Source organism: Coprococcus sp. AF16-5, assembly GCF_003479365.1.
Classification (GTDB): domain Bacteria; phylum Bacillota; class Clostridia; order Lachnospirales; family Lachnospiraceae; genus Coprococcus; species Coprococcus aceti.
Window position 1 is genome coordinate 696,347 of record NZ_QUGZ01000002.1, and the last position, 24,796, is coordinate 721,142.

At 46.1% G+C, this 24,796-nt stretch carries 20 protein-coding genes; 19 read left to right on the top strand and 1 reads right to left on the bottom strand.

Going from position 1 to position 24,796, the window contains the following annotated elements; translation table 11 throughout:
- Position 1 precedes the first annotated feature (1 nt).
- The 16 genes from DWW70_RS07920 to DWW70_RS07995 all read left to right on the top strand — a co-directional run bounded on the left by DWW70_RS07920 (position 2) and on the right by DWW70_RS07995 (position 18,210).
- Positions 2 to 256: a hypothetical protein gene (locus tag DWW70_RS07920; RefSeq protein ID WP_118649605.1), complete on the top strand. Its 255-nt coding sequence runs from the start codon at positions 2 to 4 to the stop codon at positions 254 to 256.
- A 71-nt stretch (positions 257 to 327) separates the two neighbouring features.
- Complete coding sequence (locus DWW70_RS07925; protein ID WP_118649606.1) at positions 328 to 2,202, top strand: hybrid sensor histidine kinase/response regulator; 1,875 nt, start codon at positions 328 to 330, stop codon at positions 2,200 to 2,202.
- Between the two features lie 69 nt (positions 2,203 to 2,271).
- Positions 2,272 to 2,817 carry a stage V sporulation protein T gene (gene spoVT, locus DWW70_RS07930; RefSeq protein ID WP_015534608.1) on the top strand — a complete coding sequence of 182 codons (546 nt, stop codon included), beginning with the start codon at positions 2,272 to 2,274 and terminating at the stop codon, positions 2,815 to 2,817.
- Positions 2,818 to 3,004: 187 nt separating this feature from the next.
- Positions 3,005 to 3,277 (top strand): HU family DNA-binding protein, encoded by a 273-nt coding sequence (locus DWW70_RS07935; RefSeq protein WP_015534609.1) that lies wholly within the window; start codon positions 3,005 to 3,007, stop codon positions 3,275 to 3,277.
- Between the two features lie 16 nt (positions 3,278 to 3,293).
- On the top strand, positions 3,294 to 3,533 hold the full coding sequence (locus tag DWW70_RS07940) for an RNA-binding S4 domain-containing protein (protein WP_015534610.1): 240 nt from the start codon (positions 3,294 to 3,296) through the stop codon (positions 3,531 to 3,533).
- 89 nt (positions 3,534 to 3,622) lie between these two features.
- Positions 3,623 to 3,895, top strand: a complete 273-nt coding sequence (locus DWW70_RS07945; protein WP_055272159.1) for a YabP/YqfC family sporulation protein — start codon at positions 3,623 to 3,625, stop codon at positions 3,893 to 3,895.
- Between the two features lie 8 nt (positions 3,896 to 3,903).
- Positions 3,904 to 4,236, top strand: a complete 333-nt coding sequence (gene yabQ, locus DWW70_RS15475) for a spore cortex biosynthesis protein YabQ (RefSeq protein WP_242859117.1) — start codon at positions 3,904 to 3,906, stop codon at positions 4,234 to 4,236.
- Positions 4,237 to 4,366: 130 nt separating this feature from the next.
- Positions 4,367 to 4,687 (top strand): FtsB family cell division protein, encoded by a 321-nt coding sequence (locus tag DWW70_RS07955; RefSeq protein WP_055145071.1) that lies wholly within the window; start codon positions 4,367 to 4,369, stop codon positions 4,685 to 4,687.
- A gap of 95 nt (positions 4,688 to 4,782) precedes the next feature.
- Positions 4,783 to 6,906, top strand: coding sequence for a SpoIIE family protein phosphatase (locus DWW70_RS07960; protein ID WP_117874417.1), 2,124 nt, complete (start codon positions 4,783 to 4,785; stop codon positions 6,904 to 6,906).
- Positions 6,907 to 6,957: 51 nt separating this feature from the next.
- Positions 6,958 to 8,418 carry a tRNA lysidine(34) synthetase TilS gene (gene tilS / locus DWW70_RS07965; protein ID WP_117874418.1) on the top strand — a complete coding sequence of 487 codons (1,461 nt, stop codon included), beginning with the start codon at positions 6,958 to 6,960 and terminating at the stop codon, positions 8,416 to 8,418.
- The gene (gene hpt, locus DWW70_RS07970) at positions 8,415 to 8,936 is read left to right on the top strand and encodes a hypoxanthine phosphoribosyltransferase (RefSeq protein WP_022216999.1); all 522 of its coding nucleotides are present in this window, start codon (positions 8,415 to 8,417) and stop codon (positions 8,934 to 8,936) included. Before tilS ends, hpt begins: the two co-directional genes overlap by 4 nt.
- Positions 8,937 to 8,959: 23 nt before the next feature.
- Positions 8,960 to 11,002 carry an ATP-dependent zinc metalloprotease FtsH gene (ftsH, locus tag DWW70_RS07975; protein ID WP_118649607.1) on the top strand — a complete coding sequence of 681 codons (2,043 nt, stop codon included), beginning with the start codon at positions 8,960 to 8,962 and terminating at the stop codon, positions 11,000 to 11,002.
- Positions 11,003 to 11,085: 83 nt separating this feature from the next.
- The gene (locus tag DWW70_RS07980; protein ID WP_117874420.1) at positions 11,086 to 12,435 is read left to right on the top strand and encodes an esterase/lipase family protein; all 1,350 of its coding nucleotides are present in this window, start codon (positions 11,086 to 11,088) and stop codon (positions 12,433 to 12,435) included.
- A gap of 395 nt (positions 12,436 to 12,830) precedes the next feature.
- The gene (locus tag DWW70_RS07985; protein WP_118649608.1) at positions 12,831 to 14,924 is read left to right on the top strand and encodes a glycoside hydrolase family 13 protein; all 2,094 of its coding nucleotides are present in this window, start codon (positions 12,831 to 12,833) and stop codon (positions 14,922 to 14,924) included.
- Between the two features lie 383 nt (positions 14,925 to 15,307).
- Entirely contained in the window at positions 15,308 to 17,524 is a 2,217-nt protein-coding gene (locus tag DWW70_RS07990) for an RNA ligase (RefSeq protein ID WP_118649609.1), read from the top strand.
- Between the two features lie 134 nt (positions 17,525 to 17,658).
- Positions 17,659 to 18,210 carry a phosphoesterase gene (locus DWW70_RS07995; RefSeq protein WP_118649610.1) on the top strand — a complete coding sequence of 184 codons (552 nt, stop codon included), beginning with the start codon at positions 17,659 to 17,661 and terminating at the stop codon, positions 18,208 to 18,210.
- A gap of 510 nt (positions 18,211 to 18,720) precedes the next feature.
- Here DWW70_RS07995 and DWW70_RS08000 read toward each other — a convergent pair.
- The gene (locus DWW70_RS08000) at positions 18,721 to 19,353 is read right to left on the bottom strand and encodes a TetR/AcrR family transcriptional regulator (RefSeq protein ID WP_118649611.1); all 633 of its coding nucleotides are present in this window, start codon (positions 19,351 to 19,353) and stop codon (positions 18,721 to 18,723) included.
- Between the two features lie 182 nt (positions 19,354 to 19,535).
- Here DWW70_RS08000 and DWW70_RS08005 point away from each other — a divergent pair, with 182 nt between their 5' ends.
- The 3 genes from DWW70_RS08005 to acpP all read left to right on the top strand — a co-directional run bounded on the left by DWW70_RS08005 (position 19,536) and on the right by acpP (position 24,409).
- Positions 19,536 to 21,653: an efflux RND transporter permease subunit gene (locus DWW70_RS08005; RefSeq protein WP_118649667.1), complete on the top strand. Its 2,118-nt coding sequence runs from the start codon at positions 19,536 to 19,538 to the stop codon at positions 21,651 to 21,653.
- Positions 21,654 to 21,710: 57 nt separating this feature from the next.
- Entirely contained in the window at positions 21,711 to 24,065 is a 2,355-nt protein-coding gene (locus DWW70_RS08010; protein ID WP_118649612.1) for a hypothetical protein, read from the top strand.
- 110 nt (positions 24,066 to 24,175) lie between these two features.
- Positions 24,176 to 24,409 (top strand): acyl carrier protein, encoded by a 234-nt coding sequence (gene acpP, locus DWW70_RS08015; RefSeq protein WP_022216990.1) that lies wholly within the window; start codon positions 24,176 to 24,178, stop codon positions 24,407 to 24,409.
- The last annotated feature ends 387 nt before the right edge of the window (positions 24,410 to 24,796 follow it).

A 24,796-nucleotide genomic window follows, 5' to 3' on the forward strand; every position in this document is an offset into this window, starting at 1 on the left:
GATGAAGAAGAGGACTATTGCCAGAATTATGGCGGCCGTTATGGTCGTGAGTATGCTTGCTGGTTGTGGTGACTCAGACGGCGATACAGCGAAGAAGGTGAATCTTGATCCAGATCATCTGGTATCACTGAAGATATGGCATTACTACAATGGAACCCAGCAGGCAATATTTGACAATCTGGTTGATGAGTTCAATGCTACCAAGGGCAAGGATGAAGGGATATCTGTCCAAGCCGGTGAACATAGGAAAGTTTGAGGAAATGCTCTACAAGGTATGGAGCAGTCATAACAGAGAATTCAGCGTATTGCGCTAAGGGGGGGATAAATATGACACAGCACTTGCAGACGATGATGTGTGAATACACCATACTGATAATCATGCTCTATATAGGTGTGAGATGTCTTAATCAAAGAAATAATAAGATCATAAGATTGTTTTCTCATTTTGTATTCGGAGTAATTGCTTTCCAGATAATAAATATACCTGTAAGAATGGTTGACGCAGGACTGGTGCGTATGCCGGCCGCGGTGGTTTTTGTGTTGAATTGCGGATTCATGATCGCAGAGACATTTGTGACATATGAATGGTTTTATTTTTTCGAGAGTATACAGAATTCATTATTTGTGGAAAAAAAGATAATACGGGTATTGCGCAGTATTCCGCTTGTTCTGATGATTGTGCTGTGTGTGGTCTCGTGGTGGACAGGCTGGCTTTTCTACGTGGATGATACGGGCATGTATCGCAGAGGAGCATTGTTCGCACTTCAGGTGGTACTTCCATATACCTATGTATTTGTGACACTCGTCAGTGCGATAGTATATTCCATTACCAGAAGAGAGAAAAGATCTGCCGTCATCATAACTATAGCACTCATACCTGCGCTTATATGTTCAGTGTTGCAGATTGTTGCGGGTGGTTCTTATGTTCTGGCTGGACTGACGCTTTCGGCGATGTTCGTGTATATAGAGCTCTGCATGGAGGATATTAGAAAGGTTGAGAAGCTTGAGGTTATCGAGAAGGCCAACCACGAGCTGGAGAATGCCCTGGATATGGCGAATAAGGCTAACAACGCTAAGACGGTGTTCCTCAACTCCATGTCTCATGATATAAGAACCCCTATGAACGCGATAATAGGCTTCACAGACCTTCTGAATGACAACCTGTCCGACCAGGACAAGGCGCGCGATTATATAGCCAAGATCAGATCATCAAGTGATTATCTGCTGTCCCTTATCAACAATGTATTGGAGATGGCAAGGATAGAGAGCGGCAAGACAGAACTGGACGAGAGCAGTATATCACTTAAAAGTCTTGATTCGGTGTACTGGCTGTTTGAAAGTCAGATGAAGGAGAAGAACATAGACTTTACATGGAATGTGAATGTGAAGCATAACAATGTTCTATGTGATGTAGTGAAGATAAAAGAGATACTCATGAACATCATCAACAACGCATATAAGTATTCTCTTCCAGGAGACAGCGTTGCGGTGAAGATCGATGAGCTTCCATGCGACAGGGATGGTTATGTGAGGATACGCACAGTGGTCAGTGACACGGGAATTGGAATGTCGGAGGATTTCCTGGAGCATATATTTGAGGATTTCAGCAGGGAACAGACATCCACGGAGAGCGGACAGTTTGGAACAGGACTTGGCATGGCTATAGTTAAGAAGATAGTCGACCTTATGGGGGGAGATATAGATGTGCAGAGTGAACCGGGAAAGGGTACGACATTTACTGTTACACTTGAGCATCGTATATCCCAGAATGTTGAGGATGCTGGTTCGGTAGAGAAGCGCAACGAGGATTATTCATTTGAGGGCAGAAGGATAATCCTGGCGGAGGATAACGATCTGAACGCTGAGATAACAATGACGATACTTGCCGGTGCGGGCATGGAGGTCGACAGAGCCGCAGACGGAATCCAGTGTATAGACATGCTGGAGAAAGCGGAGCCGGGATACTACGATCTCATCCTCATGGATATACAGATGCCGAACATGGATGGTTACAAGGCAACCATGATCATACGAAAGCTGGACGACAGACGCCTGGCGGATATACCTATAATCGCTATGACTGCAAATGCGTTCAACGAAGACCGTAAGAAAGCCTTTGAGGTGGGCATGAACGGATACATAGCCAAGCCGATAAGCGCAGAGGATCTAAAGATGACGCTGGCTGGGATCGTGGAAGAATAATTTTGATGATTTTCCACATAATAACTCCAAAGCAATTATTTAACATGCAATGGAGGGTTAATACTGTTTATGAAGGCGACAGGAATAGTGAGAAGGATAGACGATCTCGGAAGAATAGTTGTTCCTAAGGAGATTAGGAAGGTTCTCAGAATAAGAGAAGGCGACCCGTTGGAGATATTTACCGGCAAGGAGGGCGAGATAGTTCTCAAGAAGTATTCGCCCATGGCTGATCTGACTGCATTTGCACAGCAGTATGTGGAGGCAATATCCCAGAGCCTTGGACTGCCGGTTGCCATCACGGACCGGGATTCAGTCATAGCGGTGGCGGGAATGCCGAAGAAGGAGCTGATGGGCAAGGAGCTTCACAGTGAGCTTGAGAGCGTGATAAACGACAGGAAAGCGATAGTTGCCCGCAAAGGCGATGCGAAGTTCATACACATAACCACAGACGACCTGGATTACGATGGACAGGTGGTGCAGACCATTATATCAGAGGGCGATGCAGTGGGCTCTGTCATCGTGATAGTGCGTGACAGCGGACACAGAATAGGTGAGATAGAGCAAAAAGCAGCGGTGATCGCGGCGGCATTTCTGGGCAAACAGATGGAAGGGTAGCCGGTAATGCAAGAATTTGGCAAAAAGTGAGTAAAATCAAGGGGTTTCGGCCTCGAAATCCCTTATTTTCCTTGACAAATATAACCATTTTAGGTATAACTATACATGTTGAGCTCAGAGTTTTCTGCTTTTGCGGGTAGCAGGCGGATGACAGAGAGCATTTATTTTTTAAAGGAGGAATTATCTAATGAATAAGACAGAATTAGTTGCAGCAATCGCTGAGAAGACAGAATTATCAAAGAAGGACGCTGAGGCAGCATTAAAGGCTTTCACAGACGTTGTAGCAGATGAGTTAAAGAAAGGTGAGAAGATTCAGTTAGTTGGATTTGGTACATTCGAGGTATCAGAGAGACCAGCTAGAGAGGGTAGAAACCCAAGAACTGGCGAGACAATGACAATCGCTGCTTCAAAGGCACCTAAGTTCAAGGCTGGAAAGGCATTAAAGGATTCAATCAACTAATCTTTAAGGGTTTGATATGAGACTTGATAAATACCTTAAGGTATCCAGAATCATCAAGAGAAGAACCGTGGCGAACGAGGCATGCGATGCCGGAAGAGTCATGGTCAACGACAAAGTGGCTAAGGCCGGAACCGATGTCAAGGTTGGAGATGTTATCGAGATAGAATTTGGCAACAAGACGGTGAAGGTCAGAGTTACAATGATTGCAGATTCCACTAAAAAGGAAGATGCCAAGGATATGTTTGAGTATGTGTAAAAATATGCCGGAATATACATAGTGTATTCCGGCATATTTTTTTTGTGGGCTCATATAGTTTATTAAATAGCTTGAGAAGGTTTCTGAACATGGGGGAAGTTAATAAGGCAAAAACCCACAAGGTGGTCATGGACAACAGGAACAGTCTGTCCATGACAGGGATCAGCAAGGTCACATCCATAGATCCTGATCTGGTTCTGCTGGTGACCGAGCAGGGGAAACTCAAGATAATAGGCAAGAATATGCAGGCGACAAATCTGGACCTTGACAAGGGAATACTGGATCTCACAGGAAATATCAACTCCATGATATATTCGGGTGACAAGGAAGGTGCTTTTTCTATAAAGGGGTTGTTCAAGTGATGAGCGATATGGCGGCAGGGCAGCTCTGGGGATATGGGATAAGTGTTGCAGCCGGAGCGTGCTCAGGTGTACTGGGATCGCTGTTCTGGTTCATCTCAAAGCTCTTTAGGAACAGCCGCGCGGTGGCGTGGATATGCGATATTACACTTTGGTTGATATTAAGTGTAGTAGTTATGGCGGTCAGTTACATATGCTGTGACGGAGATCTGAGACTATATATTTTTTTAGGATTTTTTTCAAGTTTTTTACTTGTATTTTTTACTATAAATTGGGCTGCTTCGAAAATTGCAAACCATATATTGTGTAAGAAAAAACAAGATTCAAAAAATGTGAAAATGTGACGGCGAAAAGTGCGTTGACATAATTAGTCTTAAATAGTAAAATTATGTCAATATGTTCGTTTGGCTACGAACTTTTTGTATATTATTACAAGAAAAGACAAGTAATAAAGTAATGAATGGGGAGTTTCTAATGAGTAAGACGGTCGGCAGATCAAAGTCAAAAAAGAATAACAAGATCACAACGAAGCTTGGAATGGTTCTGGTTGTGAGCTGTCTGATATTGCTGGCAGTGGTTGTACTGTACAAAGCACAGAGCCTGAAAGCACAGAAGGAGAGCCTGCAGGTTCAGGCGGCGGAGCTTCAGGAACAGCTTGACAGTGCGAAGGAAGATTATAAGAAGCTTGAAGAGCGTGAGAAATATATGCAGACAGATGAGTATGTTGAGGATGTGGCCAGATCACAGCTCGGTCTCATATATCCTGACGAGATCGTGGTAAAGCCTGAGGAATAAAGTCAGAACATAGCGGATGCTGATTTCAGCATTCGCTATTTTTTTGCGCATTTGACGGATATACTTCTTGTCACTATGAACAGGAAGGCGGGAAAATGTTGATGAGAGAAAAGGTAAATGGGTTCGTCGGAGTGATGGCGGTGGCTATTCTGTGTATGGTCAGCGGCTTATGCATGGTATGGGGGATAGCCCCGGTGGTTCTGGCTGTGTATGTGGCGGCCTGTGCGGTGTGTGGGAGATACATGATAACCTGCATCGGGTGTGCGGCGGGAGTCGCAGCCGGATCTATGGGTATAGCAGGGCTGTTGCACGCATATGAGTATATGATACCGGGGCCTGTGTATTCCGGTGTGATGGTGACGGAGAAATATCTGGTGCTGCTGGGACTTGCGATGTGTCTTATGAAGATCGTGTACTCCAGAAATTCCGGATCGTATGTCAGGGTGATCGTCGTCATGTCGGCTGCCGTGCTTATGGGAAACATAGTGGTATATGCGGATAACATGCTTATGGCTGCAGCTTATGGAGTGGTGGAGGCTGCGATATTCATGTGTGCAAGTGTGATACTGAAACCGGGGATTGGACTTCTATATACATATATCTGCGGGGATGCCTCGGATGTGGAGAGGGATGAGAGCTGGAATATAAGTCAGGGCATAGTGAGCCTCATGGCGCTGGCGGCGGTCGTTCTGTGGGTTGTTCCGGGTGAGGATATCTACGGTGTGAATCCGGCATTTATGCTAGCTCTGGTTCTGATATTGTACGCGGTGTATAGAACTGGAGCGGTGTACGGATGCGGAATGGCGGCGGTGGCGGGAAGCATTGTGTCGGTCAAGCTGAATGACAGCAGGTGGCTCATGTGGATGCTCCTTGTGACGCTGGTCATGCTCATAGGCCGGGCACTCACCGGGAGAAGAAAGGTGTCTGCAAGTCTGTTCTATGTTCTGGGGTGCGTTCTTGCCTCCGTGGCGGATGGAACAGTGCTGTGGAACGGCTCTGGGCGGGAGATTGCATTTTACTATATAAATATCGCCGTTCCGGTCGTATTGTTTGCGTGTATACCTGGTGCTCTGCTGGGCGCCATGGACGAGGAGACAGATCCGGCGTGTCTTCAGGCGGCTGCTGCGGAGATTAACAGACTCACGGCCTGCAAGATAGAAGATATGGCAAATGTGTTCAGACGGCTCGATTATACATTTGCCGGGAGCGATGAGCCGGCGATAAGCCTGGGACAGATCGGCGAGCTCGTGGATGGCTTCAGGAGACAGATAGATCTGATAGGTGAGGCGAGGGAGATATCCGATGAAAAGCTGCTGGGGCAGATAAGATCGCTGGGGATGGACGAGGTCAGGGTCACGGCATCCATGGACAGTGGCAACAGGAGCCGATACTATGTGGCGGGAAGAACGTCAGGTCAGGGCATGGTGCTGTCAAGACAGGTGGCTGATGTACTGAGTGGGTATTTCAGGAAGAATATAAGGGCGGGCATGGATTCGCCGAGCCTTTTCTTCGATGAGTACAGATCTGCCGTGTACGAGGAGGCGGCGCGTTACAAGGGGCGTTACCATGTCAGAAGGATAAAGAAATATGGCTCTCCGGTGTCGGGGGATAATTTCTCGGTGAAGGAGTATGAGGATGGCAGGCTGGTGATGATGCTGTCTGACGGCATGGGAAGCGGAAGCCTGGCCTCCTGCGAGAGCTGCATGATGCTGGACACCATGGAGGAGCTGCTGGAGGCGGGATTTGCCCCAGAGTACAGCATTGCATTTGCCAATCGATGTATGTCCAGGAGAAATAAGGGCAGAATATTCACGACATTTGATATGGTGGTCATAGACATGTACGACGGCACCATGAGGAGCTTCAAGCAGGGGGCGTCGGTGACCTATGTGATACGCCCGGGCGATGATGGAAATGAGGTCCGCCAGATAACGAGCACTACTCTTCCCGTGGGCGTGCTGGACGATGCCGAGTGCGACATGGCGGATGTGAAACTTGCGGCGGGGGATGCCGTGGTCATGGTGAGCGATGGGCTCTCGGATATGGATGTGTCCGATCACATGCAGGATGTGCTTAAGGGAATAAGAGTGGGTGACAGCAGACGGATGGTCGATGATATACTGGGCGCCATGATAGGACAGGGGGATGTGTCGCTTCGGGATGACGTGACGGTCATGGCGGCGGTGATATCAGGATCTGAGAAAAGTAGCGCAGCTTGAGTAACTCTATGCTATAATATGAAATTATGATATTTACAGAAGGATAAATGTATGGATGTATTTGAAAAAGATGTTCTTGAGTATATAAGAAAATACCACATGTTTGATGGTATAAGTCACTGCGTGTGCGGTGTGTCCGGCGGCGCGGATTCGGTGAGCCTGCTCACGGTGCTGGCAAGGCACAGGGCGGAGCTGGGAATAGATATACACGTTGTACACATAAATCACATGATACGCGGTGAGGCTGCGGATGGTGACCAGAGCTACGTTGAGACTTTGTGTGGTAAATATGGTGTCACATGCGACTCCTACAGGATCGATGTCAGGAAGCTTGCGGAGCAGGCCGGACAGACCGTGGAGGAGGCCGGACGCCATGCAAGATATGATGCATTTGACAGGATGCGTGCCAGATATGCGGATGAGGGCTGTGTGATCGCAGTCGCCCACAACCGCAACGATGTGGTTGAGACGGTTCTGTTCAACATGGCGAGGGGAACCGGAATGGGCGGCATAAAGGGTATAGCCCCGGTGAGGGATCACATAGTGAGACCGCTTCTGGGGAGCGACAGGAGCCACATAGAGGAATATCTTGACCGGCAGGGGATCAGATACTGTACGGATGCCACCAACAATGAGGATGATTACACCAGGAACAAGATAAGACACAGGATACTTCCCCTTATGAATGAGATAAATGGACAGGCCATGGAGCACATTTGCCAGATGGCCATGATGGCGGCTGATTACGAGCGGCTTGCTGCCGGACTGGTTGATGATTTCCTGACGGGACAGGGAATTGATGTCAGAAGTGAAGGCTGTGGCTGGACCGGAGACAGCACTGACCGGAGATATGAGCTGGACATGGCGGCTCTCAAGGAGCAGGACAGGCTCGTGCAGGAGCTTGTCATAAGAAAGCTCATCGGAATGGTGTGCGGAGGCCTGAAGGATATCGGCATGAGCCATGTGTCGGAGGTTACGAAGCTGTACTCGGCTGACACCGGGGCGGGGATCAATCTTCCTGCCGGTGCGAGGGTGTGGCTGGAGTACGGCAGACTGGTATTTGCCGGCGGTGAGAACCGCGCCGGTGACCAGAGCTGTCAGGACGGCGGGCTGCCGGGCTGCGTGGACATAGACATCACCTGTGATGGTGAGTATGAGCTGTGTGAGGGAAGGCTTACGGTCAGGATCTACGACAGACCTGAAGCCCTTGATCTTGCAAAAAAAGAGTGTACGAAGTTTCTTGATTATGGTAAAATAAAACAGTGTCTGCAGTTGCGGACATTTGAAAACGGGGATTATATAGTCGTTAATTCTGCGGGCTCGAGAAAGAAGCTCAACCGTCTGTATACTGACTGTAAGATACCGGTGGACAAGCGGCGTCATATTCCACTTGTGACATCCGGGCAGGAGGTCGTGTGGGCCGTGGGACTTAGGATTGGCGAGAATTATAAAGTGACAGAAGATACACAAAAGATAATTGAGTTGAATTTTAACAGGAGGAAACAGAGTTGAAAGAACAGATTGGTGTTATGCTCAGCAGCAGTGAGGTGGAAAACAGAATAAGCGAGATGGCAGCAGCCATAGATAAGGCATATGAGGGAAAGACGATACATTTGATCGGAATCCTTAAGGGAAGCGTGTTCTTCATGTGTGAGCTTGCGAAGAGAATGAAGAGTCCGGTCACCATGGACTTCATGTCTGTGAGCAGCTATGGCGATGGAACAAAGTCATCAGGTATTGTCAAGCTGAACAAGGACCTTGATGAGTCTATAGAGGGAAAGGATGTAATCATTGTGGAGGACATTCTTGATTCGGGAAGAACCCTTTCATACCTTGTGAAGCTTCTCGGCGAGAGAAAGCCTGCAAGCCTTGAGGTTGTGACCCTGCTTGACAAGCCGGACAGAAGAGTTATCCCGGTTGAGCTGTATATGACAGGTTTTGAGATCCCTGACAGATTTGTTGTGGGATACGGCCTTGACTGTGCCCAGAAGTACAGAAACCTTCCATATATAGGTGTTATAGAGCAGTAATATATTGATTAAGGAGCATATACATGGAAAATATGGATAAGAGAAAATTCAGGAATGGAATGATAATCTATCTGTTGATCCTGATAGTTGCTTTCATCCTCATAAACAGATGGATGCAGAGCGACAAGATTGAAGTGACCACCACTTACAGTTACACAGATCTGACAGAGGATTTGGATGATGGCAAGATATTGGCATTGTCGATACAGCCAAATGCAGAGATTCCTACGGCGGTAGTTCAGGTGCAGTTCACCAACGGAAAGACTCTTGCATTTTATTCCACAGATGTCAATGATGTCGTGAAGATTTATAACGACTATCAGGCAAGTGTGGACAAGTATAATGCGACCGTAAGCTCGGATGACGATAAGAAGGTCGTTGCCAGATGCAGCCTGAACGATGTGGAGAAGACGAGCATATGGAGTGTGATAATTCCGTATGCCCTTGTCATGATCGTCATGTTCTTTGTCATGCTGCTGTTCGTGAGATCATCACAGGGCGGTGGAGGCCAGATGATGAACTTTGGCAAGAGCAGGGCGAAAATGACAGAGCCTGATGAGAAAGAGAAGGAAGATAAGAAAAATAATAAGAAGAAAATAACATTTGACGATGTTGCCGGTCTCAGTGAGGAGAAAGAGGATCTCGAAGAGATAGTGTGCTTCCTCAAGAACCCGGGCAGATTCATCAAGGTCGGTGCACGTATACCGAAGGGAGTTCTTCTTGTCGGCCCTCCTGGAACAGGTAAGACACTCATGGCAAAGGCCATAGCAGGAGAGGCGGGGGTTCCGTTCTTCAGTATTTCAGGATCAGACTTCGTGGAGATGTTCGTCGGTGTCGGTGCAGCGAGAGTGAGAGATCTTTTTGCACAGGCAAAGAAGAACGCACCATGTATCGTATTTATAGATGAGATCGATGCCGTTGCCAGACAGAGAGGTACAGGACTTGGCGGTGGACATGACGAGCGTGAGCAGACTCTGAACCAGCTCCTTGTAGAGATGGATGGATTCGGAGCGAATGAGGGAATCATAGTTCTTGCAGCTACCAACCGTGTGGACATACTGGATAAAGCGATCCTCCGTCCGGGACGTTTTGACAGAAAGATATCTGTCAATCCTCCTGATATCAAGGGCAGAGAGGAAATCCTCAAGCTTCATGTTGCGAACAAGCCTCTGGCAGAAGATGTTGATCTCAACGAGATCTCCAGAACAACAGCCGGATTTTCGGGAGCTGATCTTGAGAACCTGATGAATGAGGCTGCGATCTCTGCTGCGAAGGCCGGCAGGGAATATATCAATAAGGAAGATGTCGACAAATCATATATCAAGGTTGGAGTCGGTGGTGAGAAGAGGAGCCATGTGGTCTCCGAGGAGGATCGTAAAATCACGGCATATCACGAGTCGGGACATGCGATACTGTTCCATCTCCTTCCATATGTTGGCCCGGTGCATATTGTGTCTATCATACCTACAGGTACCGGAGCCGGAGGATATACCATGCCGCTTCCACAGGGTGATCAGGAATATATTACTAAAGCGCATTTGCTCAACGAGATAAAAGTTAGCATGGGCGGAAGAATTGCAGAGAAGATCATATTTGGCAATTTTACCACGGGTGCTTCACAGGATATCAAGATGGCCAGCGGTTATGCAAGATCCATGGTTACGAAGTATGGAATGTCCGAAAATCTTGGATTTATCAACTATGAGAGCGATGATCAGGAGGAGGTATTCCTCGGGAAAAATCTTGGACATACCAAGCCATACAGCGAAAAGATAGCCGCCGCCATAGATGAGGAGGTTAAGCAGATCGTTGACGAGTGTTACAGGGAGGCTTATGAGATTCTGGAGCAGAATGTGGATGTTCTTCACAAGTCTGCAAAGCTTCTTCTTGAGAAGGAGAGAATAACAGGAGCTGAGTTTGAAGCACTGTTCGATAGAGACGATGCTAAGGATGCAGATGCAGATGTTCAGAGCAACGGTGCAGAGCAGAGTACAGCAGAGAATGTAAATGCAGCAGATAATGCTGTTGCAGAGCAGAAAGCTGAGACTCAGACAGACAAACAGTAATATATAAAGACAATACAGATGCCCGCAGTTTTCTTGCGGGCATTTGGCTTATGTTGGATATATGACGGAAGGGAGAACAAGGGATGAAGATAATAAAGAGAGGGATAAATGCGGTGATACCGTTCCTGCTGGCAAATGTATATCTGCTGGCAAGGTGTCCGGAGTGGAATATACCACTCATGCCGCTTATAGTTGTGGTGTTCATAGCAGTATATGTACTGCTGACCGCGATGCCGCTTCTCGGTCTGAAGAATATACAGTCTAAGGGTATCAGAAGGTGTCAGAGGGGATGCGAGAATCTGTATTCTTTCCTGGCGGCAACGGTCATGTCTGTGGCTGTGCTGATACTAATGTTGGTGCATGTGATAGATGTTGGTGCGTGGACATGGAAGAACTGGGTTCTGTACATACTCACGGCGGTGGCTGTACTGGCGGTCACATTCTGGGTTGGAATAATAAGGATATATGTGTCATCCAGGCAGCTCGGTATCAAATGGAGAGTGATCGGTATACTGTGCGGTTGGATTCCGGTGGTACATCTGATAGTCCTTGGCAAGCTGATAAGTCTGGCATCAGGTGAGACGGTTCTGGAGAACGAGAAGATTATAAAGGATAAGGCAAGACAGGCTGACCGGGTCTGCGCCACCAGATATCCAATACTCATGGTACACGGAGTGTTCTTCAGGGATTTCAGGTATCTGAATTACTGGGGAAGGATCCCTGCGGCACTTGAGGCGAATGGTGCGACCATATTCTACGGAAACCATCAGTCCGCCGCATCTGTGGCTGACTCCGGACGGGAGATAGCTGACAGGATACAGCAGATATTGAAGGAAACAGGATGCGGGAAGGTGAATATCATAGCCCATTCCAAGGGAGGCCTTGACAGCAGATATGCCATATCGAAGCTCGGCATGGCCCCTTATGTAGCATCACTCACAACGATTAACACTCCGCACAGGGGATGCGAATTTGCGGATTATCTTCTGGGCAAGATACCGGAGAAACAGCAGCAGACCGTGGCAAATGCCTACAATTCTGCACTCAAGAAGCTGGGTGACACAAACCCGGACTTCATAGCTGCGGTGACGGATCTCACGGCATCAGCGTGTGAAAACCTGAACAGAGAGCTCCCTGATCCGCAGGGGGTATACATACAGAGCACGGGTTCATGTATGAAGAAGCCTTCCGGCGGACGCTTCCCGCTCAACACCACCAACGCATTCGTAAAGCAGTTTGATGGTGAGAACGATGGACTTGTCGGATATGAATCTTTCAAATGGGGCTCAAACTTCATATATCTGAAGCCTCAGGGCAGGCGTGGAATCTCCCACGGAGACGTGATAGACCTGAACAGGGAAAATATAGATACATTTGATGTGAGGGAATTCTATGTGGAGCTTGTGAGTGATCTGAAGAGACGCGGTTTTTAGAAAATGCCCGGTGTTTTGTCTAATGTGAACAATAAAAAGTAAAAATCAGGTAATATTCAGGAAATGTATTGTGATATTGCACAATGACATTTGCCAAATAAAAAAATGTTTGGGCAGACTTTTGACGGGATTTGTATATAATAATACTTGTAACCCCCAATACATTATATAGTTTTGGCTACACCCCATAAAAGTAACAAAATACCTTCTCCAAAAGAGACAGTCGTTCGGTGACTGTCTCTTTTACTTTTGGTGAAAACAGAAATTGGGCAGGATGGTCTGATATGAGGCGATTCCTGCTGTATATTTGCAGCTAATATATGTTTTATCTTGTTGCCTAATCTCCCGAAAAGTATTAATATAAAAAAGAGTATGTGCAAGGGAGATTTTATTGTATGGTGGAAAAGAAGACCAATGGGCAGAAGATACATGATTATGTATATAATGTAAAGCCCATACTAAATAAAGGCGGACTGTTTGCGGACGGAAGCAAATATTATGTCAGCCCACAGGAGCCGGATGTGGATCAGGATGTGAATGTCAGATTCAGGACTACAGCCGATAATGTGGATGAAGTGTTCCTTATATATAATGAAGAAAAGATACAGATGACAAAGGAAAGCTCCAACAGAATATTTGACTTTTATACCGCAACGATACCTGGAGGTCTGCCATTCATAAGATATCATTTTGAGATACATTCGGGAAGGGTCACATGCTTTTATGACAAGCTGGGACCTACGAAGCAGAACGACAGAGAGTACGACTTTGAGATATGTCCGGGATTCAAGGTGCCGGAGTGGGCAAAGGGTGCGGTATTTTATCAGATATTTGTGGACAGGTTCTGCAACGGGGATACTTCCAATGATGTGCTGGATAACGAGTACGCATATATAGGTACCGGTTCAGTTCAGGTAAAGGACTGGAATCAGAGGCCGAGCACCATGGATGTGGGACGTTTCTATGGCGGAGATCTCCAGGGTGTCAAGGATAAGCTTGATTATCTGCAGGATCTGGGAGTGGATGTAATATATCTGAACCCTATATTCGTATCACCATCCAACCATAAGTATGATATACAGGATTACGATTATGTCGATCCTCATTTTGGAAGGATCGTTGATGATGAGGGTGACTGCCTTCCGGGTGGATGCCTTGAGAACAAGCAGTCATCGAGATATATCAACAGAGTTACAAATAAAAAGAATCTTGAGGCTAGCAATCAGCTCTTTGCCGAGCTGGTTGAGGAGATACACAAGCGTGGCATGAAGGTCATCCTGGATGGCGTGTTCAACCACTGTGGTTCATTCAACAAATGGATGGACAGAGAGTGTATATATGAGAACCAGGAGGGGTACGAGAAGGGCGCATTTGTATCGAAGGACAGCCCTTACAACACTTTCTTCAAGTTTTACAATGACAATGCATGGCCGTACAATACAACATATGATGGCTGGTGGGGACATGACACTCTTCCAAAGCTCAACTATGAGGACTCGCCGAAGCTGGTTGAGTACATCATGAAGATAGCAAGGAAATGGGTGTCACCTCCGTATAATGCAGATGGATGGCGACTTGATGTGGCTGCGGATTTGGGACATTCCCCTGAGTACAATCACCAGTTCTGGCGTGAGTTCAGGAGAAATGTAAAGGAGGCCAACCCCAATGCCATCATTCTGGCGGAGCACTATGGTGATCCGAAGAGCTGGCTGAAGGGCGACCAGTGGGATACAGTCATGAACTACGATGCGTTCATGGAGCCTATCACATGGTTTCTCTGCGGTGTTGAGAAGCACAGCGATGAGTTCCGCGGAGACCTTCTGGGTAATTACGATGCGTTCAAGGGTGCGATGAACTACCATATGTCCAGATTCCTGAGACCATCGATAGACGTGTCCATGAATGAGCTGTCCAACCACGACCATTCCAGATTCCTCACGAGAACCAACAGAAAGGTCGGACGACTTCACACCATGGGAGCGGATGCCGCCGATCAGGGCGTGGACAAGGGTATATTCAGACAGGCTGTCGTATTCCAGATGACATGGCCGGGCGCTCCTACCATATACTATGGCGATGAGGCCGGTGTGTGCGGATGGACAGATCCAGACAACAGAAGAACTTACCCGTGGGACCACGAGGACAAGGAGCTTATACAGTTCCACAAGGATATGATAAGAATACACAAGTCCTACGAGGCACTTAAGTCGGGCTCTGTATTATATCTCCACGGCGGACACAAGATACTCTGCTATGGAAGATTTACTGACAACAAGCAGGTGGTAGTCATCATGAACACCAACTATGAGGATGTGGATCTGAAGCTTCATATCCGTCAGATCGGAGTGTACAACCATTCGATCCTCAGAAGAGTCATGCTGACAAATGAAGAGGGCTATACACTGGAGCCACAGGATTTCATGGTGGAGCACAACGTACTCACGATCAAAGCTCCGAAGATGAGTGCGATGGTGCTTGTTCGTGCCTGATGGCCGGAAGACAAAGATATACAAGACAAAGATATACAAGACAAAGATATACAAGACAAAGATATATGACATAAAAATATAAAAAAGTTCCTTTGGACGAATGATGTTATTGAAAGAATCATTTGCCGGGGAGCTTTTTTATTTGCAAGAGTAATGCTTGCACAGAAAATGGATTGAAAATGGAATTGCTTGCCCGTGTTATCGTCTAAATCTGCGGCGAGCCGAATTCTATGTTTGTCCATGACTTTGTAACGATCCAAGAAACACCATCCAAGAAACACAATTTAGAAAACAGATAGATTAAACTACAGGTTGGGTGAAAAATATAGGGAGATAGGGTATATTGGACAAAATAGTATTGTAAAGAAGGAGGCAGATAGAATATGAGAGTATTGCTTTTGCTTAGGGGATCTGCCGGTTGTGGCAAATCTACATGGATCGAGCAGAATGGATTAAAACCATACACACTTTCAGCGGACGACATCAGACTGCTTTGTCAGAGTCCGGTGCTGCAGGTGGATGGTACGAGAGGAATCAGTCAGAACAATGATGGTACGGTGTGGAAGACATTGTTCAGCCTTCTTGAGATCCGCATGCAGAAGGGCGAATTTACGGTGATAGATGCCACGAATTCCAAGACTTCGGAGATGAACAGATATAAGAATATGTGTGAGACGTACAGATACAGAATGTATTGTGTAGATTTTACAGATATACCTATAGAAGAGGTGAAGAGAAGAAATGCCGGGAGGGAGGAGTTCAAGAGGGTATCAGATGACGTTATTGACAAGATGTACTCCCGCTTTGCCACACAAAAGATCCCTTCGGGAATCACGGTCATAAAGCCGGACGAGCTTGACAGCATCTGGATGAAGAAGAGGGATTTCTCCCAGTATAAGAGGATCCATCACATCGGGGACGTTCACGGATGCTATACAGCGCTGATGAAGTATCTGGATGACAATGGCGGTATAAAGGATGATGAGTTCTATATATTTACAGGTGATTATATCGACAGAGGCGTGGAGAATGCGGAGGTTGTAAATTTCCTGATATCTATCATGGACAGGAAGAATGTTCTCATGCTTGAGGGCAATCACGAGAGATGGCTGTGGCTGTGGGCAAATGACTGCACCGGCAGGTCGAAGGAGTTTGAGCTTGTGACAAGACCAATCCTCGATGCTTCCGGAATCGACAAGAAGGAGGTGCGGAAGCTTTACAGAAGGTTTGGACAGTGTGCTTACTATAGCTACGGTGATAATGTATATCTGGTGACCCATGCGGGACTCAGTGTGATTCCCGACAATCTCACATTTGTGGCAACTGATCAGATGATACATGGAGTCGGAGCTTACAATGATTTCGAGAAGATCGCAGAGACATTTTACGGGAAGATGCCGGCGAATTACTATCAGATCCATGGACACAGGAACACCAAGCTGCTCCCGGTGCGGGTGAATGACAGAGTGTTCAACCTTGAGGGCAGAGTCGAGTATGGCGGGGAACTCAGATGCGTTCGGGTGGATGCTGATGGAATCCATGAGGTGGAGATCCACAATGATGTGTTCAAGGCACCTGAGATACAGGAGGAACAGACCGTTACCACAAGCTCTGTTGCAGATGTGATCATCTCCTTGCGGGGGAACAGGTACATACAGGAGAAGACATTTGGCAATATTTCGTCATTCAACTTCACGAGCAAGGCATTCAATGACAGGGTGTGGGATGAGCAGACCACAAGAGCAAGGGGCTTGTACATTGACACATTCAAGGGAAGAGTCGCAGCGAGGGCGTATGACAAGTTCTTTAATATCAATGAGCGCCCTGAGACAAAGTTTGATATGCTGCAGAATAAGCTGCAGTTTCCGGTGACTGCCTATGTCAAGGAGAACGGTTTCCTGGGACTCGTGAGCTACGATGAGTACAACGACGATCTGTTGATAGCGAGCAAATCCACCATAGAGGGACCATTCGCCGGCTGGCTGAAGGATATGATATATGAGAAGGTGACACCGGAGAATATAGAGAATATGAAGCGGTTTGCGAAGGACAATAATGTGACATTTGTATTTGAGTGTGTTGATATGAAGCATGATCCTCACATCATAGAGTACCCGGAGAGCAATCTGTATCTGCTTGATATAGTTTACAACCAGATAAACTATGCAAAGTATGATTACGATGCGATGTGTGATACAGCCCACCGGTTCGGCCTGACACCAAAGAAGAAGGCTTGCGAGCTTGCAACCTGGCAGGAGTTCTATGACTGGTATTATGATATCCTTGAGGATGATTACGAGTATAACGGCAGAGTCATAGAGGGGTTTGTCATCGAGGACAGCGACGGATATATGACAAAACTCAAGCTTGCATACTACAATTTCTGGAAGTTTATGAGGACAATATCCCATGAGGCTATCAGAAACGGATATATCAAGAAGACATCGGCACTCACCACCCCTCTTGCAAATGAGTACTATGCGTGGGTGAGAAAGCTTCACGATACAGAGGATCCCGCAAATGTTCCGAGGGATATATGCACGCTTAGAAGATGGTTTTATAATGACATGAAGCAGGCGGAAGGCGATAGCCTGATATAGGTGATCATAAGAGATAACACGGTGAATGTTTGACGGGTTATGTTATATCATGGCAGCAGCCAGACATAGAAAATTATCCAGGCAGCTGCATATATTTACATGGTACGCTGAGTAGGAATGAGAGGTGATATTGTATGATATTTTATACGTCAGATCTTCATTTTGGACATGCAAATGCTATAAAATTTGATGAGAGACCATTTACAGATGTGGATGATATGGCTGATGGAATGATACATAACTGGAACAGCAGGGTAGGAAAGAATGATACAGTGTATATTCTCGGGGATTTCTGCTTTAAATTGAAAGATCCGGAGCCGATCCTTGCAAGACTTAAAGGACACAAGCGCCTCATCCTTGGCAATCACGATCAGGTAATAATGGGAAGTGAGAAGCTGCAGTCCTACTTCGATGATATACAGAAGATGGACTATGTGAGCGACAGAGGTAAGCTGATAGTTATGTGTCACTTTCCGATAGCTGAGTGGAATAAGAAGAAAAGCGGGGCATACCATTTCTATGGACATATCCACAAGAGCAGTCCTGAAGTGTACAGATTCATGACCGGCCTGGGACGTGCTTACAATGTAGGCTGCATGATCAACAACTACATGCCGTGCACCGCTGACGAGATCATCCGAAATAACGAGATATATCAAGCCAGATTACAGTCAGAGGCTAAATGATAAGAGGTATAAGGACGTATGTATATGTAACTGGCAACCTGTATTTTCAAGTTTTGTAATTCCACATGCTTCCAATAACTGCCGGAAGTAAAATCAGAATGCATCATGTAGCGAAAACATAGAAGTAAACGGAAAAGAAGGAATAAGGAGGAATTGTATAATTATGAAAATATTAAATGACATATAGTGTAATTTAATGTTATAAAAAACCAGCCCATAGGTGTTAACGAAAAAGTAGATTACCTCCGGGAAAGCATAATAAAAAGCCTGCACGGTGGTGTTGAAAATCGGTAGCGCAGACCTTCCTGCCTTGGCATTTTCTTGCTAAGTCGCAGACCTCAACGTCCTTATCGAGGCCGGAGACGCATGCAGATAGAAAATGCCAAGGCAGGAAGAAGTCAAGTGTGATTTTCACCACCGCCGTGCAGGCTTTTTGCGCTTTCCCGGAGTGGCACAATCCCTCGTCAGCACCTATGGGCGTCCGTCTCAGCACCCATGGGCATCCGCCAATCAATTCTTTGGAGGCAGCGTAATGTAATTTCGATCCACCGCCTGGAACAGCTTCGGCCGGAAATTCTCCTTGGTAAGTTCGAATATGGAGTGTGACACCAGGAAGTAATAAGCCTCCACAGCCTGATCCACGTTGATACTCGTGATCTCCGGGCTGTTCAGGTATCCCTTGATGGCAACGGTGAGACCCATTACCAGATACTTACATATAATAAGAGGAGACAGCATAGGATTGTCAGGAATCTGATCCGTGTCAAATATCTTCAGGTGTTCTTTGAAGAAACTGGTGAACTGTTCGATCATGACCTGCTCAAAGCTGTTCTGCCCGGTTGTCTCAAAAAGCTTTCTGTAAAGCTTCGCTTCATTAATAATGTGTGTGAAGAGATATTTTATGGCCTCAAGGATCATGTTGTGCTCAAGCAGTACCTCCAGTTCCTTGGTCACCTCATTGTAGAGCATGTAATCCATCAGCTCATATTTGTCTTTAAAATGTCTGTAGAATATCGGTCTTGATATTCCGACGTCTTCAGCGATCATCGTGACAGTGATCTTATCAAAGGAATATTCGTTTACAAGCTTTTTGAAGCTTTTGATAATTTTATCTTCAGTCTTTTCCTCGCTTGGATTAGGCACTTTCCCAAACCTCCCTCAGTTTATAATTTGTTTATAATCAATTTTGAATATGTGTTCAAACGTTTGTTACAGATTAGCATATTTGTAACAAAATGTAAACGTTTTCGTATTTTGGGTAGTTTATTTAAGAAATATCAGGTTGTATAATCCACCACAGAATAGAAAAAGGAGATGTTATGGCTATGTTAAAACTAGGAGAAAAGATAGTAAGTGCGAGGGTCGTAATACTGATTCTCAGCTTAGTTCTTCTCATACCAGCGGCATACGGTTATATCAAGACCAAGGTAAACTACGATATTCTGTCATATCTTCCGAAGGATATCGAGACCATGAAAGGTCAGGATATACTGGTTGACCAGTTCGGTACAGGAGCCTTCTCACTGTATGTGGTAGAGGGGATGGAAGACAAAGATGTATCCGCACTGAAATCAAAGATTGAAAAAGTAGACCATGTATCAAAGGTTATATGGTATGACAGCTTTGCAGACCTGTCAGTCCCAAAGGATATGCTTCCTGAAAGCCTTTATGATGCATTTAACAATGACGAAAAGAATGCCACAATGATGGCCATCATATTTGATGATACCACATCGGCGGACGGCACAATGGATGCCATCGAGGAGATAAGAAGCATATCAAACAAGCAGTGCTTCCTGTCCGGTATGTCAGCGGTTGTCGTCGATACCAAGAAGCTGTCAGAGAAGGAGACCCCGATATACGTACTTATAGCGGTTATCCTGAGTAGTATCATCCTGGCGATCACAATGGACTCTATCATGATCCCGGTACTCTTCCTTACAAGTATAGGAATGGCAATCGTGTACAACCTTGGATCAAATATCTTCATGGGTCAGGTATCATACATAACAAAGGCGCTGGCTGCGGTACTTCAGCTCGGAGTTACAATGGATTACTCCATATTCCTGTGGCACAGCTACAAGGCACAGCAGAAGGAATACACGGATAAGAAAGAGGCTATGGCACACGCCATCGCAGAGACAATATCATCAGTTGTGGGAAGCTCCATAACAACAGTTGCCGGATTCGTTGCACTGTGCTTCATGAGCTTTACCCTCGGACTTGACCTTGGTATCGTCATGGCAAAGGGTGTCGTACTCGGAGTTATCGCATGTGTAACGATACTTCCATCACTCATCCTTGTGTTTGACAAGGCGATAGAGAAGACAACACACAGAGTAATACTTCCAGAGTTCAAGGGAGTAGGAAAATTCATAGCTAAGCACTACAAAGTATTCCTTGTATTGTTCGTGATCATCCTGATCCCTGCAATATACGGATACAATCATACAAAGGTTTATTACAAGCTGGATTCATCACTTCCAGACAGCCTGGAGAGTGTTCAGGCCAACACAGAGCTGGCTGAGGCATTCAACATGAATTCAACACATATGATACTTGTCACAAATGATCAGAGTGACAAGGACACAAGAAACATGATGTCAGATATCGAGAACATCGATGGAGTTAAGTTCTGTCTCGGACTTGACAGCATCATTGGAGCAGGTATTCCAACCGACTTCATACCTTCAGATGTCACAGAGGCGCTCAAGAGCGATGACTGGCAACTGATACTCGTCGGATCAGAGTACGAGGTTGCTTCAGATGAGGTTAACAATCAGTGTACAGAGATCGATAATACCATCGATTCATACAACGAGAAGAACATGCTGGTTGGTGAGGCTCCTTGTACAAAGGATCTTATCACTATAACAGATAAGGATTTCGCATCTGTAAGTACAGTATCCATCGGAGCGATATTCATCATCATCCTCTGTGTATTCGGTTCAATATCACTGCCAATCGTACTTGTGGCAGTCATAGAGTTTGCGATATTCATCAATATGGGTATCCCATGCTTCACCGGAACAGAGATACCGTTCATAGCTTCAATAGTTATCGGTACTATCCAGCTCGGCGCGACGGTTGATTACGCCATACTGATGACAACGAAGTACAAGAGAAACAGACTGAACGGATACAGAAAGTTTGACGCCGTGGCAACAGCATGCCAGGAGTCAGTACAGTCCATAGTTGTCAGTGCACTTTCATTCTTCGCTGCAACATTTGGCGTAGGTCTTTACTCAGATATAGATATGATCAGCGCGCTGTGTACACTTATGGCTCGTGGAGCACTAATAAGTATGTGTGCAGTCATCCTGATGCTTCCATCAGCACTGATGCTCTTCGATAAGGTCATCATGTTCAGATACAGGAAGAACCTGATGGATGGACCATCAGCGAAGGTTAGCGATGAGGACACTGCAGCCACTCAGGTATAGCAGTTATAAACAGATGTAACTACGGAACTTTTGTAATCTATGAAAAGAGGTAATAATATGATCAAATGGAAGAAATATATATGCGTTGCATTATCAGCAGTTATGATGGCATCACTGGCAACAGGATGCGGAGATACAAATGACAGCTCATCCTCAGACAAGGCCGAGGCTACAACCGAGAGCGAGTCAGACACACTTCAGGATGCACTTACATCTGAGATATCCAAGGATGGCGCATCTGACGCAGACAAGGAAGAGACAGTATATGTCCTTGCCGATGCAAATGGAAATGCAAATGACGTTACAGTCAGCACATGGCTGAAGAACTCAGACGGTGCAGAGGGACTCAACGACAAGACAAACCTCACAGACATCCAGAACGTGAAGGGCTATGAGGAATACAAGGACAACGGCGATGGCACTATAACATGGGCTGCAAATGGATCAGATATCTACTATCAGGGCAAGTCAAATGAGGAGCTCCCTGTAGATGTAAAGATAACATACAAGCTTGACGGCGAGGAGATAGAGCCTTCAGAGCTTGCAGGCAAGAGCGGTAAGGTCACCATCAGATTTGATTATACCAACAACACCAAGAAGACAGTCGCAGTGGACAGCAAGAATACAGAGGTCATCTCACCATTTGTAATGCTCTCAGGAATGATCCTTCCTGTAGATAAGTTCTCAAACGTTCAGGTTGAGAATGGTAAGGTCATCTCAGAGGGAAGCAACCAGATCGTAGTCGGATATGCAGTTCCTGGATTCAAGCAGTGCTTACAGGATGGTATAAATGACAGCAAGATAGAGACAGCACTTGATAACATAGATGTACCTGATTATGTTGAGGTTACAGCGGATGTCACAGACTTCGAGCTCTCAATGACCATGACGGTTGCAGCAAGTGACCTTCTTGGATCAAGCGCAGAGGATGCCATAGACGAGGTTAAGGATAAGGCAGATGTGAGCTCACTCACAGACAGTGTGGATCAGCTCGGTGATTCTGCAGATCAGCTCGAGGAGGGTTCAGGAAAGATCACAAATGGTCTGGAGACTCTGAAGGATGGTACTTACTCATTAAAGAAGGGTGCTGACACACTGGCAGACGGTGCAGCTTCACTTGAGACATATACAAGCCAGCTGGCAGATGGTACTTCACAGATATCAACAGCCATGGGAACCCTGGACGATGGAATCAAGTCTATAAAGGATGGTTCATCAGCTCTCAACGATGGTGCAAAGACACTGGCAACAGGAGCAAAGACAGTTGATACAAGCGTTGGCACACTCAAGAGCGGAGCTGACAAGCTGAACAGTGGTGCAAAGGAACTTCAGGCAGGCTTTGAGGGAACAGACAGCAATCCTGGACTTTCCAAGGGAGCAAGCTCACTGGCATCAGGAGCAAGCAATGCATATGCAGGTTCACAGGCGCTTGCAAAGGGCGCTACAGAGCTCAATAATGGTGTGAACACATTGATCACCATGCTGACAGGAATGCCATCACAGATCGTAAGCCAGGCTCAGTCAAATGTATACAGCCAGCTCGGCGGTTCCATAACAAGCGAGGCCGGAATAGATGCGGCTATGTCACAGCTTGAAGGAGCACTTGCACTAGGTAAGACTACTCTGGATGCGGCAAAGGGCGATGGAACATACGATGCATATTTTGCACAGTACACAGGCCTTGCAAAGGCAAAGGGTGCTCTCAATGCGATCGATCAGATAGGAACGACCCTCACAGCTACTTTGACTTCAGAGGAGACAACAGCACAGATAACAGCATTACAGCAGGGTGCTGAGACACTGGATACCAAGATGGGCGAGCTGTCAACAGGACTCAAGACCATCAGTGACGGTGCTTCAAGCATTTCAACAGGAATCGATTCCGCATATGCAGGTGTCAAGGCAATCGCAAAGGGAACCGGAGATCTCTCAAGAGGTGCAGCAGCACTCAAGAAGGGTACAAAGACTCTCAGCGATGGAGCAGCTACAATATCAACAAATATGAACACACTGTATCAGGGAAGCTTAACACTGGCAAATGGAAGCAGCCAGTTAAAGACAGCGGCAGGAACTCTTGATTCAAGTGCAGGCCAGATCGCAGCAGGAGCAAAGACCCTCAGTGATGGAGCATCACAGCTTGACAGCGGAAGCAAGACTCTGGATGACGGAGCAAAGGAGCTTGTAACAGGTTCAAAGACTCTCAGCGATGGAATGAAGCAGTTCAACGAAGAGGGTATCAAGAAGATCACAAAGCTGTTTGCAGGCAACTATCAGGCAGACATTGATTATATAGAGGCACTCTTCTCAGACGACACAACTTACACAAGCTTCACAGGTACGATCGATGGTACAAAGAGCACAGTTAAGTTCATATATGAGACAGGTGCGATCAAGTCTGACGCTGAAAAATAAGCGAAAAAACAATGAAAATCTTCGTGTTGACTTTACTGTAGCCTTAGGTTATAGTATAAGCGTCCGTGAGGATAATGGTAACATTTACTATAGTTTAGGAGGATTAGAACATGTTTGATAAGGTTAAGGCAATATTCGAGGAGCAGTTAGGAGTTTCACAGGACGAGATGAAGCTTGACACAAACTTCAAGGATGATCTTGGTGTTGATTCACTTGATCTTTACGAGATCGTTATGAAGCTTGAGGATGAGTTCGATGTTGAGATCCCTGCTGAGGAGCTCGATGACGTAGCTACATTTGAGGACGTACTTAACTACCTTAAGAGCAAGGGTGTTGAGGAGTAATATTGCTAACTGAACAGATTGGACTGTTTTGAATACATTTGTTATTCAAAGTTGTCATGTATCGGACATGACATAACTTTGGTAGCCAGCCAGGACATGAGTCCTGACTGACCATCCAAGGTTATATATATTATATGAGAGTTGATTTACAGCAGATGCTTTGAGCCACGTGGCTTGATGGCATGTGCTTTTTTTATGCGTTAATACACCGCCAAGCGATGCCGGATTTTCGAGCTCGCTTGAAAAAATCCGGCATTACGAAGTGCGGAGCAAGCTGAAGTATTAACGCAGTATTAATTCTTGACCTTGCGATTTGCGGAGCCCTGTTCTATAATAAGGGATGGTTGACTTGGCTTCTGGATGTAGCATGAGAGATGGTTGATAAAA

Coding starts and splice junctions, on each gene's coding strand:
- DWW70_RS07935 (WP_015534609.1), top strand. CDS start 3,005: ATGAATAAGACAGAATTAGTTGCAGCAATCGCTGAGAAGACAGAATTA.
- DWW70_RS07940 (WP_015534610.1), top strand. CDS start 3,294: ATGAGACTTGATAAATACCTTAAGGTATCCAGAATCATCAAGAGAAGA.
- DWW70_RS07995 (WP_118649610.1), top strand. CDS start 17,659: ATGATATTTTATACGTCAGATCTTCATTTTGGACATGCAAATGCTATA.
- DWW70_RS07920 (WP_118649605.1), top strand. CDS start 2: ATGAAGAAGAGGACTATTGCCAGAATTATGGCGGCCGTTATGGTCGTG.
- spoVT (WP_015534608.1), top strand. CDS start 2,272: ATGAAGGCGACAGGAATAGTGAGAAGGATAGACGATCTCGGAAGAATA.
- yabQ (WP_242859117.1), top strand. CDS start 3,904: ATGGCGGCAGGGCAGCTCTGGGGATATGGGATAAGTGTTGCAGCCGGA.
- DWW70_RS07960 (WP_117874417.1), top strand. CDS start 4,783: ATGTTGATGAGAGAAAAGGTAAATGGGTTCGTCGGAGTGATGGCGGTG.
- ftsH (WP_118649607.1), top strand. CDS start 8,960: ATGGAAAATATGGATAAGAGAAAATTCAGGAATGGAATGATAATCTAT.
- DWW70_RS07925 (WP_118649606.1), top strand. CDS start 328: ATGACACAGCACTTGCAGACGATGATGTGTGAATACACCATACTGATA.
- DWW70_RS07945 (WP_055272159.1), top strand. CDS start 3,623: ATGGGGGAAGTTAATAAGGCAAAAACCCACAAGGTGGTCATGGACAAC.
- DWW70_RS07980 (WP_117874420.1), top strand. CDS start 11,086: ATGAAGATAATAAAGAGAGGGATAAATGCGGTGATACCGTTCCTGCTG.
- DWW70_RS07955 (WP_055145071.1), top strand. CDS start 4,367: ATGAGTAAGACGGTCGGCAGATCAAAGTCAAAAAAGAATAACAAGATC.
- acpP (WP_022216990.1), top strand. CDS start 24,176: ATGTTTGATAAGGTTAAGGCAATATTCGAGGAGCAGTTAGGAGTTTCA.
- tilS (WP_117874418.1), top strand. CDS start 6,958: ATGGATGTATTTGAAAAAGATGTTCTTGAGTATATAAGAAAATACCAC.
- DWW70_RS08010 (WP_118649612.1), top strand. CDS start 21,711: ATGATCAAATGGAAGAAATATATATGCGTTGCATTATCAGCAGTTATG.
- DWW70_RS07990 (WP_118649609.1), top strand. CDS start 15,308: ATGAGAGTATTGCTTTTGCTTAGGGGATCTGCCGGTTGTGGCAAATCT.
- DWW70_RS08005 (WP_118649667.1), top strand. CDS start 19,536: ATGTTAAAACTAGGAGAAAAGATAGTAAGTGCGAGGGTCGTAATACTG.
- DWW70_RS07985 (WP_118649608.1), top strand. CDS start 12,831: ATGGTGGAAAAGAAGACCAATGGGCAGAAGATACATGATTATGTATAT.